Annotated in this window: 12 protein-coding genes; 10 read left to right on the top strand and 2 right to left on the bottom strand. The window is 60.0% G+C overall.

The features are described from left to right. Nucleotides 1-2 precede the first annotated feature (2 nt). Together AAZU54_RS05835 and AAZU54_RS05830 are read left to right on the top strand one after the other, a co-directional pair. Nucleotides 3-3,182, top strand: a complete 3,180-nt coding sequence (locus AAZU54_RS05835) for an efflux RND transporter permease subunit (RefSeq protein WP_434726806.1) — start codon at nucleotides 3-5, stop codon at nucleotides 3,180-3,182. Next, nucleotides 3,179-4,594, top strand: coding sequence for an efflux transporter outer membrane subunit (locus tag AAZU54_RS05830; protein WP_186553309.1), 1,416 nt, complete (start codon nucleotides 3,179-3,181; stop codon nucleotides 4,592-4,594). The genes AAZU54_RS05835 and AAZU54_RS05830 overlap by 4 nt, the downstream gene beginning before the upstream one ends. 406 nt (nucleotides 4,595-5,000) lie before the next feature. On the opposite strand, the gene AAZU54_RS05825 is transcribed toward AAZU54_RS05830, so the two are convergent. Continuing rightward, on the bottom strand, nucleotides 5,001-6,023 hold the full coding sequence (locus AAZU54_RS05825; protein WP_434726805.1) for a zinc-dependent alcohol dehydrogenase family protein: 1,023 nt from the start codon (nucleotides 6,021-6,023) through the stop codon (nucleotides 5,001-5,003). Between the two features lie 214 nt (nucleotides 6,024-6,237). On the opposite strand from AAZU54_RS05825, the gene AAZU54_RS05820 reads away from it, so the two are divergent. Beyond that, nucleotides 6,238-7,152 (top strand): LysR family transcriptional regulator, encoded by a 915-nt coding sequence (locus AAZU54_RS05820; protein ID WP_225915595.1) that lies wholly within the window; start codon nucleotides 6,238-6,240, stop codon nucleotides 7,150-7,152. 153 nt (nucleotides 7,153-7,305) lie between these two features. Beyond that, nucleotides 7,306-8,574 carry a tyrosine-type recombinase/integrase gene (locus AAZU54_RS05815; protein WP_434726804.1) on the top strand — a complete coding sequence of 423 codons (1,269 nt, stop codon included), beginning with the start codon at nucleotides 7,306-7,308 and terminating at the stop codon, nucleotides 8,572-8,574. Between the two features lie 277 nt (nucleotides 8,575-8,851). Here the strand turns inward: AAZU54_RS05815 and AAZU54_RS05810 are convergent, their stop codons facing one another. After that, nucleotides 8,852-9,820 carry a helix-turn-helix transcriptional regulator gene (locus AAZU54_RS05810; protein WP_434726803.1) on the bottom strand — a complete coding sequence of 323 codons (969 nt, stop codon included), beginning with the start codon at nucleotides 9,818-9,820 and terminating at the stop codon, nucleotides 8,852-8,854. 149 nt (nucleotides 9,821-9,969) lie between these two features. Between AAZU54_RS05810 and AAZU54_RS05805 the strand changes: the two genes are divergently transcribed. The 6 genes from AAZU54_RS05805 (at nucleotide 9,970) to AAZU54_RS05780 (ending at nucleotide 16,422) form a co-directional block, all read left to right on the top strand. Beyond that, nucleotides 9,970-12,183, top strand: coding sequence for a TonB-dependent siderophore receptor (locus AAZU54_RS05805; RefSeq protein WP_434726802.1), 2,214 nt, complete (start codon nucleotides 9,970-9,972; stop codon nucleotides 12,181-12,183). Nucleotides 12,184-12,261: 78 nt separating this feature from the next. Beyond that, the gene (locus tag AAZU54_RS05800; RefSeq protein ID WP_434726801.1) at nucleotides 12,262-12,657 is read left to right on the top strand and encodes a DUF2218 domain-containing protein; all 396 of its coding nucleotides are present in this window, start codon (nucleotides 12,262-12,264) and stop codon (nucleotides 12,655-12,657) included. Further along, on the top strand, nucleotides 12,654-13,640 hold the full coding sequence (locus tag AAZU54_RS05795) for a siderophore ABC transporter substrate-binding protein (protein ID WP_434726800.1): 987 nt from the start codon (nucleotides 12,654-12,656) through the stop codon (nucleotides 13,638-13,640). Before AAZU54_RS05800 ends, AAZU54_RS05795 begins: the two co-directional genes overlap by 4 nt. Then, entirely contained in the window at nucleotides 13,621-14,664 is a 1,044-nt protein-coding gene (locus AAZU54_RS05790) for an ABC transporter permease (RefSeq protein WP_434726799.1), read from the top strand. The genes AAZU54_RS05795 and AAZU54_RS05790 overlap by 20 nt, the downstream gene beginning before the upstream one ends. After that, a complete protein-coding gene (locus AAZU54_RS05785; RefSeq protein ID WP_434726798.1) occupies nucleotides 14,657-15,670 on the top strand; it encodes an iron chelate uptake ABC transporter family permease subunit in 1,014 nt (337 codons plus the stop codon). Before AAZU54_RS05790 ends, AAZU54_RS05785 begins: the two co-directional genes overlap by 8 nt. Further along, nucleotides 15,667-16,422 carry an iron ABC transporter ATP-binding protein gene (locus AAZU54_RS05780; protein WP_434726797.1) on the top strand — a complete coding sequence of 252 codons (756 nt, stop codon included), beginning with the start codon at nucleotides 15,667-15,669 and terminating at the stop codon, nucleotides 16,420-16,422. The genes AAZU54_RS05785 and AAZU54_RS05780 overlap by 4 nt, the downstream gene beginning before the upstream one ends. Nucleotides 16,423-16,536: the final 114 nt, after the last annotated feature.

Raw genomic sequence — 16,536 nt, 5'->3', positions numbered from 1 at the left:
CGATGAACTTCTCGAAATTCTTCATCACACGGCCGATCTTTGCCGCCGTGCTCTCGCTGATCCTGCTGATTGCAGGCTCGATTGCGCTGTTCCAGCTGCCGATCAGCGAATACCCGGAAGTGGTCCCACCCACCGTGGTGGTGCGTGCCAACTTCCCCGGCGCCAACCCCAAGGTGATCGGCGAAACCGTCGCCGCACCGTTGGAGCAGGCCATCACCGGGGTGGAGAACATGCTCTACATGTCCTCCCAGTCGACCGCCGACGGCAAGCTGACCCTGACCATCACCTTCGCCCTGGGCACTGACCTGGACAACGCCCAGGTGCAGGTGCAAAACCGTGTCACCCGCACCCAGCCCAAGCTGCCGGAAGAAGTCACGCGCATTGGTATCACCGTCGACAAGGCCTCGCCCGACCTGACCATGGTCGTGCACCTGACCTCGCCGGACCAGCGCTACGACATGCTCTACCTGTCCAACTACGCCATCCTCAACATCAAGGATGAGCTGGCGCGCCTGGGCGGTGTCGGTGACGTGCAGCTGTTCGGCATGGGCGACTACTCGCTGCGGGTCTGGCTCGACCCGAACAAGACCGCTTCGCGCAACCTGACCGCCAGCGATGTGGTGGCGGCGATTCGTGAGCAGAACCGCCAGGTCGCTGCCGGCCAGCTCGGTGCACCGCCGGCGCCAGGTTCGACCAGCTTCCAACTGTCGATCAACACCCAGGGCCGCCTGGTCAATGAAGAAGAGTTCGAGAACATCATCATCCGCGCCGGTGCCGATGGCGAGATCACTCGCCTCAAGGACATCGCCCGGGTTGAGCTCGGCTCCAGCCAATACGCGCTGCGCTCGCTGCTGAACAACCAGCCGGCGGTGGCGCTGCCGATCTTCCAGCGCCCTGGCTCGAACGCCATCGAGATCTCCGATGAGGTGCGGGCGAAGATGGCCGAGCTGAAGAAGGACTTCCCTGAAGGGATGGACTACAGCATCGTCTATGACCCGACCGTGTTCGTCCGTGGCTCGATCGAAGCGGTGGTGCACACCCTGTTCGAAGCGCTGATCCTGGTCGTGCTGGTAGTGATCCTGTTCCTGCAAACCTGGCGCGCTTCGATCATCCCGCTGCTGGCTGTGCCGGTGTCGCTGATCGGTACCTTTGCCGTGATGCACCTGTTCGGCTTCTCGCTCAACGCCTTGTCATTGTTTGGCCTGGTATTGGCGATCGGTATCGTGGTGGACGACGCCATCGTCGTCGTGGAAAACGTTGAACGTAACATCGGCCTTGGGCTGAAACCGCTGCAAGCCACGCAAAAAGCCATGGGCGAAGTGACCGGGCCGATCATCGCCACGGCGCTGGTGCTGTGCGCCGTGTTCGTCCCGGCGGCGTTCATCTCCGGCCTTACCGGGCAGTTCTACAAGCAGTTCGCCCTGACCATTGCCATCTCCACGGTTATCTCGGCGTTCAACTCGCTGACCCTGTCGCCGGCCCTGGCTGCGGTGTTGCTCAAGGAGCACCATGCACCCAAGGACCGCTTCTCGCGGCTGCTCGAGCGGCTGTTCGGCGGCTGGCTGTTCGCCCCGTTCAACCGTTTCTTCGACCGCGCCAGCAATCGCTATGTCGGCGGTGTGGGCCGGGTCATCCGTTCCAGTGGTATCGCCCTGTTCGTCTACGCCGGCTTGATGGGCCTGACCTACCTCGGCTTCTCGTCCACCCCGACCGGCTTCGTCCCGGCCCAGGACAAGCAGTACCTGGTAGCGTTCGCCCAGCTGCCGGATGCGGCCAGCCTGGATCGCACGGAAGCTGTGATCAAGCGCATGAGCGAGATCGCCCTGGAGCAGCCAGGTGTGGCCGATTCGGTGGCCTTCCCGGGCCTGTCGATCAACGGTTTCACCAACAGCCCCAACAGCGGCATCGTGTTCACCCCGCTCAAGCCGTTCGATGAGCGCAAGGACCCAAGCCAGTCGGCGGCGGCCATCGCTGCGGCGCTGAACGCCAAGTTCGCTGATATCCAGGATGCCTACATCGCGATCTTCCCACCGCCGCCGGTACAGGGCCTGGGCACCATTGGCGGCTTCCGCCTGCAGATCGAGGACCGCGGCAACCTGGGCTATGAGGCGCTGTACAAAGAAACCCAGAACATCATTGCCAAGAGCCACAACGTGCCGGAGCTGGCGGGGCTGTTCACCAGCTATCAGGTCAACGTGCCACAGGTCGATGCTGCCATCGACCGGGAAAAGGCCAAGACCCATGGCGTGGCCATCAATGACATCTTCGACACCCTGCAGGTGTACCTGGGCTCGCTGTACACCAACGACTTCAACCGCTTTGGCCGCACTTACCAGGTCAACGTCCAGGCCGAGCAGCAGTTCCGCCTCGACGCCGAGCAGATCGGCCAGTTGAAGGTGCGCAACAACCTCGGCGAGATGATTCCGCTGGCAACCTTCCTCAAGGTCAGCGACACCTCCGGGCCTGATCGGGTGATGCATTACAACGGCTTCATTACCGCCGAAATCAACGGTGCTGCGGCCCCCGGCTACAGCTCCGGACAGGCCGAGGCGGCCATCGAGAAACTGATCAAAGAGGAACTGCCCAACGGCATGACCTTCGAATGGACCGACCTGACCTACCAGCAGATCCTGTCCGGCAACACCGCACTGCTGGTATTCCCGCTCTGCGTCTTGCTGGCCTTCCTGGTACTGGCGGCCCAGTACGAAAGCTGGAGCCTGCCGCTGGCGGTGATCCTGATCGTACCGATGACCCTGCTGTCGGCGATTACCGGGGTGATCATCTCCGGGGGCGACAACAACATCTTCACCCAGATCGGCTTGATCGTACTGGTGGGCCTTGCGTGCAAGAACGCCATCCTGATCGTCGAGTTCGCCAAGGATAAACAGGCCGAAGGCCTGGATCCGCTGGCTGCGGTATTGGAGGCGTGCCGTCTGCGCCTGCGTCCGATCCTGATGACCTCGATTGCCTTCATCATGGGTGTGGTGCCACTGGTGTTCTCCTCCGGTGCCGGTAGCGAGATGCGTCATGCCATGGGTGTTGCGGTGTTCTCGGGGATGATCGGGGTGACGCTGTTCGGCTTGTTCCTGACCCCGGTGTTCTTCTTCCTGATCCGCCGATTCGTCGAGCGTCGCCAGGCCCGCAAGGCTGCGCACGCCAAGCCGCTGGAGAACCATGCATGAAGCTGCTCAAACCCCTGACCCCAAGCCTGCTGGCGTTGGCCTTGGCGGCCTGCGCAGTGGGCCCGGACTACCAGGCGCCGAACACCGAACCGGCAAGGCTGGACACTGACGTACAGGCCAAGGCGTTCGATCGCAGCCGCTTTGAGAGCGTGTGGTGGAAGCAATTCGACGACCCGGCGCTGAACCAGTTGGTGCAGGCCTCGCTGCAAGGCAACCGTGACCTGCGCGTGGCGTTTGCCCGCCTCAAGGCCGCCCGGGCGATTCGCGAAGATGCCGAGAACGACAACTTGCCGGTGGTCAGCAGCCGCGCCAGCAGCGAGCTGGGCAAGGGCCAGATTCCTGGTCAGACCGAGCGCCGGGTCAATAGCGAACGCTATGACCTGGGCCTGGACATGGCCTGGGAGCTTGACTTGTTCGGCCGCATTGCCCGCCAGATCGAAGCCAGCGAAGCCCAGGAAGCGGCAGCTGAAGCCGACCTGCAACAATTGCAGGTCAGCCTGATCGCCGAGCTGGTCGATGCCTATGGGCAACTGCGCGGTGCGCAACTGCGCGAGAAGATCGCCCTGGCCAACCTCAAGACCCAGCAGGACTCACGCAGCATCACCGAGACCCTGCGCGATGCTGGCGTGGGCAACGAGCTGGACGTGGTCCGCGCCGATGCCCGGTTGGCAGCCGTCGAAGCCACGGTGCCGCAGCTGCAGGCCGAGCAAGTACGTGCCCGCAACCGCATCGCCACCCTGCTTGGGCAGCGGCCCGACGCGCTGAGCGTGGACCTGTCGCCCAAGCAGTTGCCGGCGATTGCCAAGGCCCTGCCAGTGGGTGATCCAGGTGAGCTGCTGCGTCGTCGCCCAGACATTCGTAGCGCCGAACGGCAGCTGGCAGCGGCCACAGCCAACGTCGGCGTGGCCACCGCCGACTTGTTCCCCCGGGTCAGCCTCAGTGGTTTTCTCGGCTTCACCGCCGCCCGCGGCTCGCAGATCGGCTCGTCCGCCGCCAACGCCTGGGCGCTTGGCCCGAGCATCACGTGGGCAGCGTTCGATCTAGGCAGCGTGCGTGCCCGCCTGCGCGGGGCCAAGGCCGATGCCGATGGCGCGCTGGCCAACTATGAGCAGCAGGTATTGCTGGCGCTGGAAGAATCGTCCAATGCCTTCAGCGATTACGGCAAGACCCAGCAACGCTTGCAGGCGTTGATGCGCCAGAGCGATGCCAGCCGCAAAGCCGCAGAGCTGGCTTCAGTGCGCTACCGCGAAGGCACGGTGGATTACCTGGTGCTGCTGGACGCCGAGCGCGAACGGCTCAGTGCCGAGGATGCCCAGGCCCAGGGCGAGGTCGAGCTGTATCGCGGGATCGTCGCGATCTACAAGGCCTTGGGCGGTGGCTGGCAGCCTGAGACGGTGGCCAGTGTGCGCTGATTCTTGATACTGATTTAACGACTCCTTTGGTTGGCTCCTCCCCCAACCGTTTGCCCCGCTGGCCTTGGTCCGCGGGGCTTTTTTATGGGTAGCAAAGCGCAGGTCGTCAGCCGCACCCGCTGCTGTAGCGACGTTGTCATTACGGTGTGTGGCTTGGGAGGCAGAGGCTGCCTGACGCAGGGTCATCGCTGCTGAATGAACGCAGGTCCTGCGGGTCCAGGACATACCTTAGGTAAAACGGCGGCTGAGCAGCCCTGTGGGTCGTCAGCAGGTCTGGCTAAGGGTTGCCAAGGCAAGGGTGAATCAACACCTCAGATCGGCCTCATAGTCCCATAAAAGCAAAACGCCCGATGCGATGCACCGGGCGTTGAGGTTTAAGGCCTAGTTTGAACTAGATAGACAGCACTCAGGCATGCCCCATGTCCAACACCACACGACCACCGCATGGGCACTCGTCCATGTAACGGTGCGCCTCGACCACCTGCTCGAACGGGTAGACCTTGATGATCTGCGGCGTCAGCAGCTTGTCGGCGGTGAACTGGTTGATATCGCGCAGCGCCCGTTGCAGCGCCACCTGGTCCTGGCTGATGCCCAGCTCGGGCTTACCGGTGAAATTGCCGATGCAGTGCACGTAGAACTGAATATTCTTCTGGAACGCAGCGCACGCCGGGAATGGCGTCTGGTTGCCGCCCTGCAGCCCGTACAGCACCAGGCTGCCACGTGGCGCCAGGACATCGCCAAGCAGCGACATCTGCGGGCCACCGAGGCCGTCCAGGACCATATCGACGCCACGCCCATCGGTGTATTTACCGATCTGCATGAGCAGGTCCTGCTCTTCGGTGACGATGACCTTGTCAGCGCCCAGGCTCAGCAGGTAATCACGCTGCTCCGGCTCTTTGGTGGCGGCAAATACCTTCAGCCCCAAGGCCTTGCCCAGCTGCACGAAGGCCGGCCCTGCGCAGTGGCTGGCATCGGTCACCAATGCAGTCTGCCCGGCCTTGGCCCGGGCCAGGTCGACATAGGCGAAATAGGCGATCAGCAGCGGCGTGTAGTGAACGCTGGCCTCGATCGGCGTCAGGTTATCGGGGTAACGGGTAATGGCCGTGCGCGGCAAGACGATGACATCGCCATAGACCGGGTGATCATTGGCGCTGGTGGCCGGGAAGCTGGCCACCCGATCGCCGACAGCAATATCGTCGACACCTTCGCCGACTGCCGTCACTACACCGGCCATTTCATGGCCGATGCCCGCTGGCAGGCGCGCCTTGGACGGTGCCAGGTTCTGTCGCCAGAGCACGTCGTACCAGCTGACGCCGATCGCCTCGACGCGGATCTGCAGCTCGCCGGCGGCGGGCGACGGCTCGCCCTGCTCCTCGCAACGGAGCACATCGGCCGCGCCGAACGTATGGAATCGGATCATGCGGGACATCGCATACCTCGCCTGTGTGAACCTCGTATTACCATGGACTTTATCCGGGCTTTGAGCGTTAGACCATCAGTGGCCGTTAATAGTCGACATGCTTGTCATTGATTGGGCCCCTGGCAATTTCGCACATTGGCCCCCGGAAATCGGTGCAGGGTAACAGCCTTTGGCCTTAAGATTCACCCCTGCCCCACCTTTGGCGAATAGGCTAAGCGCATCGATGAACCGTAACGACCTGCGTCGCGTAGACCTCAACCTGCTGATCGTGTTCGAAACCCTGATGCACGAGCGCAGCGTGACCCGCGCCGCCGAGAAGCTGTTTCTCGGCCAGCCGGCGATCAGCGCCGCCTTGTCGCGCCTGCGCAACCTGTTCGACGACCCGCTGTTCGTGCGGACCGGGCGCAGCATGGAGCCCTCGGCCCGCGCCCATGAAATCTTCGCCCTGCTGTCGCCCGCGCTGGACTCGATCTCCACCGCCGTCAGCCGCGCTGCCGAGTTCGATCCCGCCACCAGCACCTCGGTGTTTCGCATCGGCCTGTCGGATGACGCCGAATTCGCCCTGCTGCCGCAGTTGCTCAAACGCATCCGCGCCGAAGCGCCCGGCATCGTCCTGGTGGTGCGCCGGGTCAACTACCTGCTGATGCCCACCCTGCTCGCCTCGGGCGAGATCTCGGTGGGCGTCAGCTACACCAGCGACCTGCCTGCCAACGCCAAGCGCAAGGTGCTGCGCCGCAGCAAGCCCAAGCTGCTGCGCGCCGACAGCATGCCCGGCAGCATCACCCTGGACGACTTCTGCGCCCGCCCGCATGCGCTGGTGTCGTTTGCTGGCGATTTGTCCGGTTTCATCGACGAAGCGCTGGACGAGATCGGCCGCAAGCGCCATGTGGTGCTGGCGGTGCCCCAGTTCAACGGCCTGGGCAGCCTGCTGGCGGGGACCGATATCGTCGCCACGGTGCCGGACTACACCGCAGCGGCCCTCACCGCTGGCGGCGGTTTGCGGGCGGAGGATCTGCCGATTGAAGTGCGTAGCTTTGAGCTGCATATGGCCTGGCGTGGGGCACAGGATAATGATCCGGCGGAGCGTTGGTTGCGTTCGAGGATTCAGATGTTCTTCGGGGATCCGGATAGCCTGTGACCGAGCTCCATAGACGTCCAAAATATTAATTGAAATCAAATGTTTATCAATGTTAATGCTCCAGGGCCGTTCATCGAATTCCACTGGTTTCCGGGACTGGTGGGGGCATAATTGGGGGCACATTGTGAAGTCAAAAAAACGGTGCCCCCACCGATGCCTACAGAATCGCTACCTCCATTAAGACGCAAGCTCAGCGACGCTTTCATCCGCTCACTGACAGCCCCCGGCAAGTACGCCGACGGCGAAGTCCCTGGTCTGTATTTGGAAGTGAAGGCGTCAAGCAAGCTCGGCAAACCACCTTCCAAGTTCTGGCGCCTTAAGTACCGACTACACGGTAAAGAAAACCGCTTTTCGATCGGTGCATATCCCGACATCGGCTTAAAAGAGGCGCGCGACATTGCTCGAGGCGCACGCAACGACGTGGCCAACAATGTCGCCCCACTCAGAGCCAAGACCGCCAAGATCGAGGCACAGCTTCTCAATGAGGTCCGCACCTTCGAGTTTGTTGCGGAGCAATGGCTAACCTTCAAGTCTGCCGAACTAGTGACCAGATCCATCGCCGGGTTTCGCGGAGCCCTCAACAACCACATTTTGCCCGCGATCGGCAAAAAACCGGTTAGTGAGATCAAGCTGGACCACATCACCGTGATCATTACCCAACTGCGTCGCAAGCGCCTTATGGCCATGGGTAGACGCGTACGAACCATCATCCGTGCCATCCTGGGATTTGCAGAGGGGCGCGGTTGGGTGGAGCGAAACGTGGCACTTAGCAATATTGAAGAACTCAAAATCCGCCACGTCGTCAGCAGCAACCCGGCGATCGAGAGGCCAGCCGATCTGGGGAAGTTGCTGTTGCGTCTGGATGACTGCAGCGACGGGAGCGTGACAGCGGCTATGCGCTTGCTGGTCATGCTACCAGTCCGCCCTGGAGAACTGGTACAGATGCGCTGGGAGGACGTGGACCTGGCAAGCGCTGATTGGCGCTACGTAGTTAGCAAGACCAGGCATCTGGACAAGAGCAAGCACATTGTGCCCTTGCCTCAGCAAGCTATCGCGCTACTTCGCGACCTTCATAATAGTCGCGTCGTGGATGCAGAGGGTAAGGGTTGGGTCTTCATTTCGCCCGTTTATCCCGGACGCCCAATCAATCCGACCTCCATGCTCAAGTCCTTTCAGCGCATCTGGCCGGAGTACGACATCACAGCCCATGGATTTCGCGCCACCTACAGAACCATCGCACATGAGCATTTGGGCGTTGACCCAATCGTTTTGGAGTTGTCGCTGTCGCACCGCATGCCGGGTGCGTTGGGGGCCGTTTACGCACGGGCGCAATTACTCAGTCAGCGTCGGGAGGCAGCGCAATTGTGGGCGGATTATCTAGACCAATTGCGCAAGAATGCTCAGCTCGAGCCAGTAGAATAATCTGAGTCGTCAGCTACTATTATGTACGACATTGCCCTAGAGCTTGTACCAATGCTCTTTGTAAGCATGCTGGTCACCACACTTGGGCGAACTCGTTGTCAGGACGATCCCAGTGCCAACTCCTAGAATTTTCGCCGTCAAGCCTGACCTAGCAGCCATTTCGGCCCACTGAGACTTGCCTCGACTCGTCGCCACGTATGGGCGGCATCTGAGTGCTTGGCCCGAGCTCACCATTGAGCTTGTCAAAACGCTGGATGACTGCACCAAGATTGCTCTTTCAGATTCGCCCCACTACCTGCTTTGGCGTAATCCCGAACCTGCGTTTGAATGCGGTGGCAAAATTGGCTGCGCTGCTATAGCCGGCCAGCCATGCCGCCTGGCTCACAGTTGCACCTTCCCTCTCCAACGCGCGCCGAGCGACTGCCAGCCGGCGATTACGTTGGTAGTCGAATACGGTGGTGCCGGTCAGGTGGCGGAAGTGCTTCTGTAGCGAGCACATATTGACGCCTACGCTTCGAGCGATCTGTTCCAGTGACCATTCATCTGCGTCACCGCTATCCAGCAAGGCCAGAAGCTGCTGCATGCGCCGATGCTCATGCGGCTTAAGGCTGGAGCTGCCCTGTGAGGGGGTGAAAGAAGCCAGGGCCTCGACGGCGACATCCAGCACTCGGCTTTCCAGGTAGAAACGCTGCAGGATGGGCGTGTAATCAGGCGGGTTCAGCAGTTGCGCGACTGTGGCCTGAAGACGAACCGATGGTGTCCATTGGTGCGCAGCCAGCGGGGTTGCTGAAATGTGCAATAGCTCATCGAGCATCTTGCTATCCAGCCCCGCAGAGTCGAACCACTGCGCACCAATATTGATAGCCACCCTGCGCACGCGCCGCCCTTTCTTCGAGAACCCCCGAAACACCATTGGCTCAGTACCGACCACGGCCAGCCCTTGAGGCTGCCCGGCCAGGGATGGCGGAGCATGAAAGTCAACGCGCTGCTTGTCGTAGTGCAACTGGTTGCTGCCCTCTAGCAGCACCACCAGAACCAGGTGGGGTTCCAAGTAGCACTCCGTAACAACGTTTTCCAACTCAGTACAGTCAGTGCATTGAAGCATCAGTCCATCACGCAGGTGCGACCAACTTATCCGGCCCTCGAAAAGCGCAGTATCGCCGTCACTCTGGTCGATCAGCCGCGTACGCCCGCCACTGAACTCCGACAGATTATTACCGCGCAGTATGGTCGTGGGTTGCTGCATGAGGTTTCTTCCAATCAATGATGGTGCCGCAAAGAAGATGTTGCGGGAGGCAAACACGCTCCCGGAAAGCTTGTGAAAGACTACCAGTCAACCGACCAAATAGAAACGCCTCTCATTAACTCCATCAATTTGGTTCGTAAGGGAAGACTATGCAGTTTCGACTTAAACCCCTCTATCTGGCCCTCTCGAGTGCAGCGGCCTGCGCATTGAGCATGACACCCATTGCGTGGGGTGAAGACAAGGTGCTGGAGCTTGAGGAGACGCATGTACTGGGCACCGCTGAACAAGAATTGAAGCAGGCGCCGGGGGTTTCAATTATCACCGCTGAAGATATCCGAAAATCGCCTCCCGCCAACGACCTTTCTGAAATCATTCGAAAACAGCCCGGTGTCAACCTTACCGGCAACAGCAGCTCAGGCGCTCGGGGCAATAACCGACAGATCGACATACGTGGCATGGGTCCGGAAAACACTCTGATCCTCATCGACGGAAAGCCAACGAGCTCACGTAACTCCGTGCGATACGGCTGGCGCGGCGACCGGGATACGCGGGGAGATAGCAACTGGGTACCCGCCGATCAAGTCGAACGTATCGAAGTACTGCGCGGCCCCGCTGCGGCACGCTACGGAAATGGTGCGGCGGGCGGAGTGATCAATATCATCACCAAGCCGGCCACCGACGTTACCCACGGCACCGCAACCGTGTTCATGAATGCTCCGACGCACAGCGAGGAAGGGGCCAGTAAGCGTATCAACTTTGGCCTCAGTGGCCCGCTTGGCGAGCGTCTGTCTTATCGGGTGTACGGTAATCTGAACAAGACCGATGCCGACGATGAAGACATCAACCTGGACCACGCGGTAAATCCACAGTCAACACCTGCCGGACGCGAAGGGGTGCGCAACAAAGATCTCAATGGCTTGCTGTCGTGGAAGCTGGACGATCGCCAGACCATCGACGTCGAGTCAGGGTTCAGCCGCCAAGGCAATATCTATACAAATGACACGATGAACAACGTGGGCGCGGCATTTATCGCGTCGGGCGTTAGCCCGTGGCTGGGTCGAGAAACCAACACACTCTACCGTCAGACTTTTGCTGTGACCCATCGGGGCGATTGGGAGTTTGGTACAACCCTCAACTACCTGCAATATGAGCACACGCGCAACCGGCGCCTTCAGGAAGGACTGTCAGGAGCAACCGAAGGGAGCTTCACCAGTGCTGGAGAGTTCGGCACGACAACCTTGAAGAACACCACGGCACACAGTGAGGTGAATCTGCCTCTATCGGGGACTTTGGAACATGTACTGACGCTGGGCGCCGAGTGGGTCGAACAGCGTATGGATGATCCATTTTCTAATCTGCAAACGACTACCGAGGCCGGCGACCTGCCTGGGGTCAGCTCCAGTAACCGCTCGACCAGATCGTCCGCGCGCATCGCATCGCTGTTCGCGGAGGACAATATCGAACTGCGGCCCGGTACGATCATCACACCAGGGTTGAGGTTCGATCGCCACAGTATCGTGGGTAATAACTGGAGCCCCTCGCTGAATCTGTCCCAGTCCCTGGGTGATGGGTACACCCTCAAGGCCGGCATCGCGCGGGCCTATAAGGCACCGAACCTCTACCAGCTGAACCCCAATTACGTTCTCTACAGCCGCGGCCAAGGGTGCTGGGGCGGCGGATCCTGCTACCTGCAGGGCAATGACAAGCTCGACGCAGAGACCAGCATCAACAAGGAACTCGGTGTCGAATTCAGTCGGGACGGGGTAATCGCAGGGATCACTTACTTCCGCAATGATTACCGTAACAAGATCGAAGCCAGTCGTGAGCCCGTGGGTCGAGCCGTCGGCGGTGCAGTTGCCCCACTTGCAAACGCCAATATCGTACCTTGGGAAAATGTGCCAAAGGCAGTGGTCGAAGGCCTGGAAGGGACACTGAACCTTCCTCTGGGCGAGTCAGTCGAGTGGAGTACCAACTTCACCTACATGATTCAATCGAAAAACAAGCAGAGCGGCGAGCCGCTATCGATCATTCCCCGCTACACGATCAATTCCAACCTCGATTGGCAGGTCAATGATCCGTTGTCCTTGAGAGCGTCGATCGTTTGGTACGGTCGGCAGACCCCTGGCAAGTATGGCTACCAAGGCAACGTGCTGACGGGCGAGGCCCGCCGCGAGATCTCGCCATATGCGCTGGTCGGGCTAAGCGCCACTTACGACATCAGCAAAAACCTGAGTATCGGCACCGGCGTGAACAACCTCTTCGATAAACGCTTGTACCGAGAAGGCAATGCACAGGACGCCGGCGCTTACACCTACAACGAACCGGGTCGTACAGTCTTTGTGAGTGCAACGACATCGTTCTGATTGAGAGGACTGGATTGTCGGCCTGCCAACTTCTAGGTTCGACAAAGCTATTGCTCGATTGCTCAAACGTCCCGGCGAATGAATTGTGTGAGACTTTTCCTCCGACCGGGCTCCCCCTGCATCAATTGCTCTCAATCAGAAGACGTCATGATTCAATCACTTGCGACGCACCAAACCCTTACTGCCAGCCGATACCTTACGCGCCTGTGCAACCACTGGAAGCACCGCTTTGCGGTCACGTTCGATGATCACCACGGATGCATAGATACAGGCAGTGCGACGCTGCGACTGCAGGCCACAGACTCGACATTGACGCTTGCCCTCCACGCTCCTGCGGCAGAGATAAACAACCTTGAACGGGTCGTCGAAGAGCATCTTCAGCGGTTCTTTTCCCCCGGTCAGCAGAGCACGCTTTCCTGGGCACGAACGGCCTCTGACGCCACCCGGCTAGGTTTCGGGAGTTCCGATCAATGACCAAACAGGATATCTGGAAACTCTCAGCGATCGGTGCGGCCTCGCTTGCCGTCGTTGCGTTGCTTCAAATTGGTTCATCCAGGTGGATTGATCCCAAGGTTGCGACAGACGCCGCGGATGCCACTCCTACGGCAGATTCACGCCGTGTTGTGGTGCATGCACAAGGGGAGACGAGCGCCCCCCTCAACCCACAGCGGGTCGCCGTCTTCGACATCGGCGCTCTTGATACGCTCGATGCCTTGGGCGTAGAGGTAATGGGTGTGCCAGGCAAACCATTCCCATCTTACCTGCAAGGCTATCTAAACAGTCGCTACCGCAACCTCGGCACGTTGTTCGAGCCGGACTACGAAGCGGTCAACGCAGCGCAGCCCGACCTGATCATTACTGGCCTGCGCTCCAGCTCCAAATATAAAGAGCTCGCGCGTCTGGCACCCACCATCGACATGCCCACCAATGACCTGCAGCCACTGAAAGTCACCCTGGACAATGCTCGACTGCTCGGCACGCTGTTCGGCGCCGAACAACGCGTGAAGGCACTCAGTGAAAAGATCCAGCAGGACGTCGACCGCCTGCGCAGCGGGACAGCAACCGGTGGAAAAGGTCTTATCGTGCTTGTCTCGGGTGGAAGGATGAGCGCTTATGGCCCGGGTTCCCGCTTCGGCGTGATCCACAGCGACTTCGGTGTCCCTGCTGCCGCCCCGCACCTGGCTGTATCGCTACATGGCGAAGCGATAAGCTCCGAATTCATCCTCAAGACCAACCCGGACTGGTTGTTCGTGATCGACCGTGATGTGGCGGTAGGTGCCACCGGTGCCGCTCAACAGGTACTGGACAACCCGTTAGTGCGTCAGACCAGCGCCTGGCAAAAAGGCAATGTGGTGTATCTGGATCCCGCTGTGTGGTATCTGGCCGGCGGCGGCATCCAGGCTATGAGCCGAATGATTGCTCAGATCCAGGAAGGGTATGAGCGTGCAAGGCACTGAGGCGGATAAACGTCTATCCAGACTGACCGCAAAGCACTTCACCCAGACCGGCCCGCGGCGATCCTTGCCGTTCATCCTCTTACTGCTTGCCGTCGTTGTGTTGAGCCTGGCAAGTGTGATGATCGGCGCCGGTGAAATATCTTGGCAAAGGCTGATGTCCTGCCAGGGTAACGAGGATTGCGCGTTGGTATTGACTGCCAGCCGCCTGCCGCGCACGGCCGCGCTGATTCTCAGTGGCACAGCCTTAAGCATCGCGGGTCTGATCATGCAGATGATCACACGCAACCGCTTTGTCGAGCCGTCCACCGCAGGCACTGCGGAGTCAGCCAGTCTCGGCCTGCTGCTGGCCACGCTGATCGCACCACAGATGGCGCTGGCCTCGAAGATGCTTGTCGCTACCGCCTGCGCGCTGGCAGGCACCCTGCTCTTTCTTTGGATCCTGCGCCGCATCCCGCTGCGGTCAGTGCTGGTCGTCCCCCTCGTAGGTCTGATGCTCGCAGGTGTCGTCGACTCGGTAGCCACCTTCCTGGCCTACCGCAATGATCTGCTTCAAGCGCTCGGAGTCTGGAATACCGGGGACTTCTCCAGCGTACTCAAGGGACGCTACGAGTTGCTGTGGGTCGCATTCGTGCTGGCGGTAGCGGCCTATGTCGTTGCCGACCGCTTCACTGTTGCCGGCTTGGGCGATACGTTCACTACAAACCTGGGGATCAACTACGCCAAGGTGATCACCCTTGGCCTGCTGCTTGTTGCCACGATCACGGCAGTCATCGTCAGCACCGTGGGCATCATCCCGTTTCTCGGCCTGATCGTTCCCAACCTGGTAAGCATGTTCATCGGTGACAATGCGCGACGTGCAATCCCCTGGGTGGCGGTCTGCGGGGCCGGTCTGGCGCTGCTCTGTGACGTCATTGGCCGCTTGGTGCGCTATCCCTACGAGATTCCCGCAGGCACCATTGCCGGAGTGATCGGCTGCGTGGTCTTTCTCACGCTGGTGTTGCGACCGGGGGCTCGTCATGGCTGATCTCACCTTGCGACAAGCGGCAGCGACAGAGCAGCCAATGGTCCGGAACCATCAAGGCCTGCATCCCTTGACCTGGCTATTGATCCTGGCAATGGCGGTCGGCGTCTGCGTCACCCTATTCATGACGCTCGGCGCCAACGGCAATTGGGACTTCATACTGCCATTACGCCTGCGCAAGCTCGCGACCTTGGTTCTGGTCGCTTACGCGATCGGCTTCTCGACGGTGTTATTCCAGACGGCAACGGGTAACCGAATCCTCACGCCGGCGGTGATGGGTTTCGATGCCCTGTACGTGCTGATTCAAAGCTGTCTGGTCTTTATGGTCGGCGCCCAGGCATCGTTGATTCTTGATGAGCGGATACTGTTCATCGTGCAGATCGGCATCATGGTCGGAGCATCCGCGCTGCTATATCGGACGTTGTTTCATGGCGGCCACCGCAGCCTGCATCAACTGGTGCTCGCGGGCATCGTCCTCGGTGTGCTGTTTCGGAGTCTGTCATCTTTTATCCAGCGGATCATCAACCCTAATGAATTCGCTTTCCTGCAGGATCGCCTGTTCGCAAGCTTCAATAATCCAGACGAAACCCTGCTGTTGATGTCCACAGCCATGATTTTTGTCGCCTCGATCTGGGCACTGCGCTGGGTCAGGACTTGCGACGTGCTCGCCCTGGGGCGCGAACCCGCGATCAATCTGGGCATTGATCATCAACGCGTTGTATTACGCATTCTGATCGTGGTAGCCATCTTGACCTCGATCTCGACGGCTCTAGTGGGGCCGGTCACTTTCTTCGGGCTGTTGGTGTCTCATCTGGCCTACACCCTGCTGCCGACGTTTCGTCACGCCCTGCTGCTCCCTGCCGCAGTATTGATCGGCATCCTGTGTCTGGTAGGTGGGCAACTCGTACTCGAGCGGCTGTTCGCATTCGATACCAACCTGCGTGTGATCATTGATTTCGTGGGCGGATTGACCTTCATCCTTCTCCTCATGCGGCGCACCTCCCGATGATAGAAACCCGCAACATCAGCAAGCGCTACGGTGAACAGCTGGTAGTGGACGATGTAAGCCTGCAACTTCCGGCGCAGGGTATCGTTTCCATCATCGGACCCAATGGCGCAGGCAAGTCAAGCTTGCTGTCGATGGTCAGTCGCCTTGCCCGTATGAGCGCTGGCTCGGCCTGGGTCGACGGCATGGACGTCACGCGCACGCCCGGTGATGTGCTGGCGCGGCGGCTTTCCATCCTGCGCCAGGATAATCACATCGAATCGCGCCTGAGTGTGTGGGACCTTGTCGCCTTCGGGCGCTATCCCCATAGCAAGGGGCGTCTCAGCACAATCGATAAGGCCAAGGTACAGCAGGCCATCGAGTATCTGAACCTGCAACCGTACGCGAACCGATACCTCGATGAACTGTCCGGAGGGCAACGACAACGCGCGTTCGTGGCAATGGTGTTGTGCCAGGACACTGACTATGTGTTGTTGGATGAGCCACTCAACAGCCTCGACATGCCCCACGCCATCGCAATGATGCGCCAGCTTAGGCACGCCGCAGATACCCTGGGGAAAACCGTAGTGGCCGTGCTGCATGACATCAATTTTGCTTCCAGTTACTCCGACCATATCGTCGCCATGCGCGACGGACGTGTCGTCGCTCAAGGGGCTCCCTCATCCATCATCCAGCCGGACGTTTTGAAGACAATCTATGGCATCGATATTGCTGTTCACGTTATCGAAGGCAGGCCGTTAGCTGTCTGTTACTGAGGGCATGACTCGCCTGCGATAGCTGTTCCACACATACCTCAATATTTTGGCTGCAGCAAAGGTCTGATTGGTTAGCGCAAACGCTCTGGCGTATGAAGTGTGTGATGCTTTTCA

The sequence above is a fragment of the Pseudomonas sp. Je.1.5.c genome, assembly GCF_051129895.1.
GTDB classification, from domain to species: domain Bacteria; phylum Pseudomonadota; class Gammaproteobacteria; order Pseudomonadales; family Pseudomonadaceae; genus Aquipseudomonas; species Aquipseudomonas urmiensis.
This window is presented reverse-complemented; position numbering and strand designations above follow the sequence as displayed.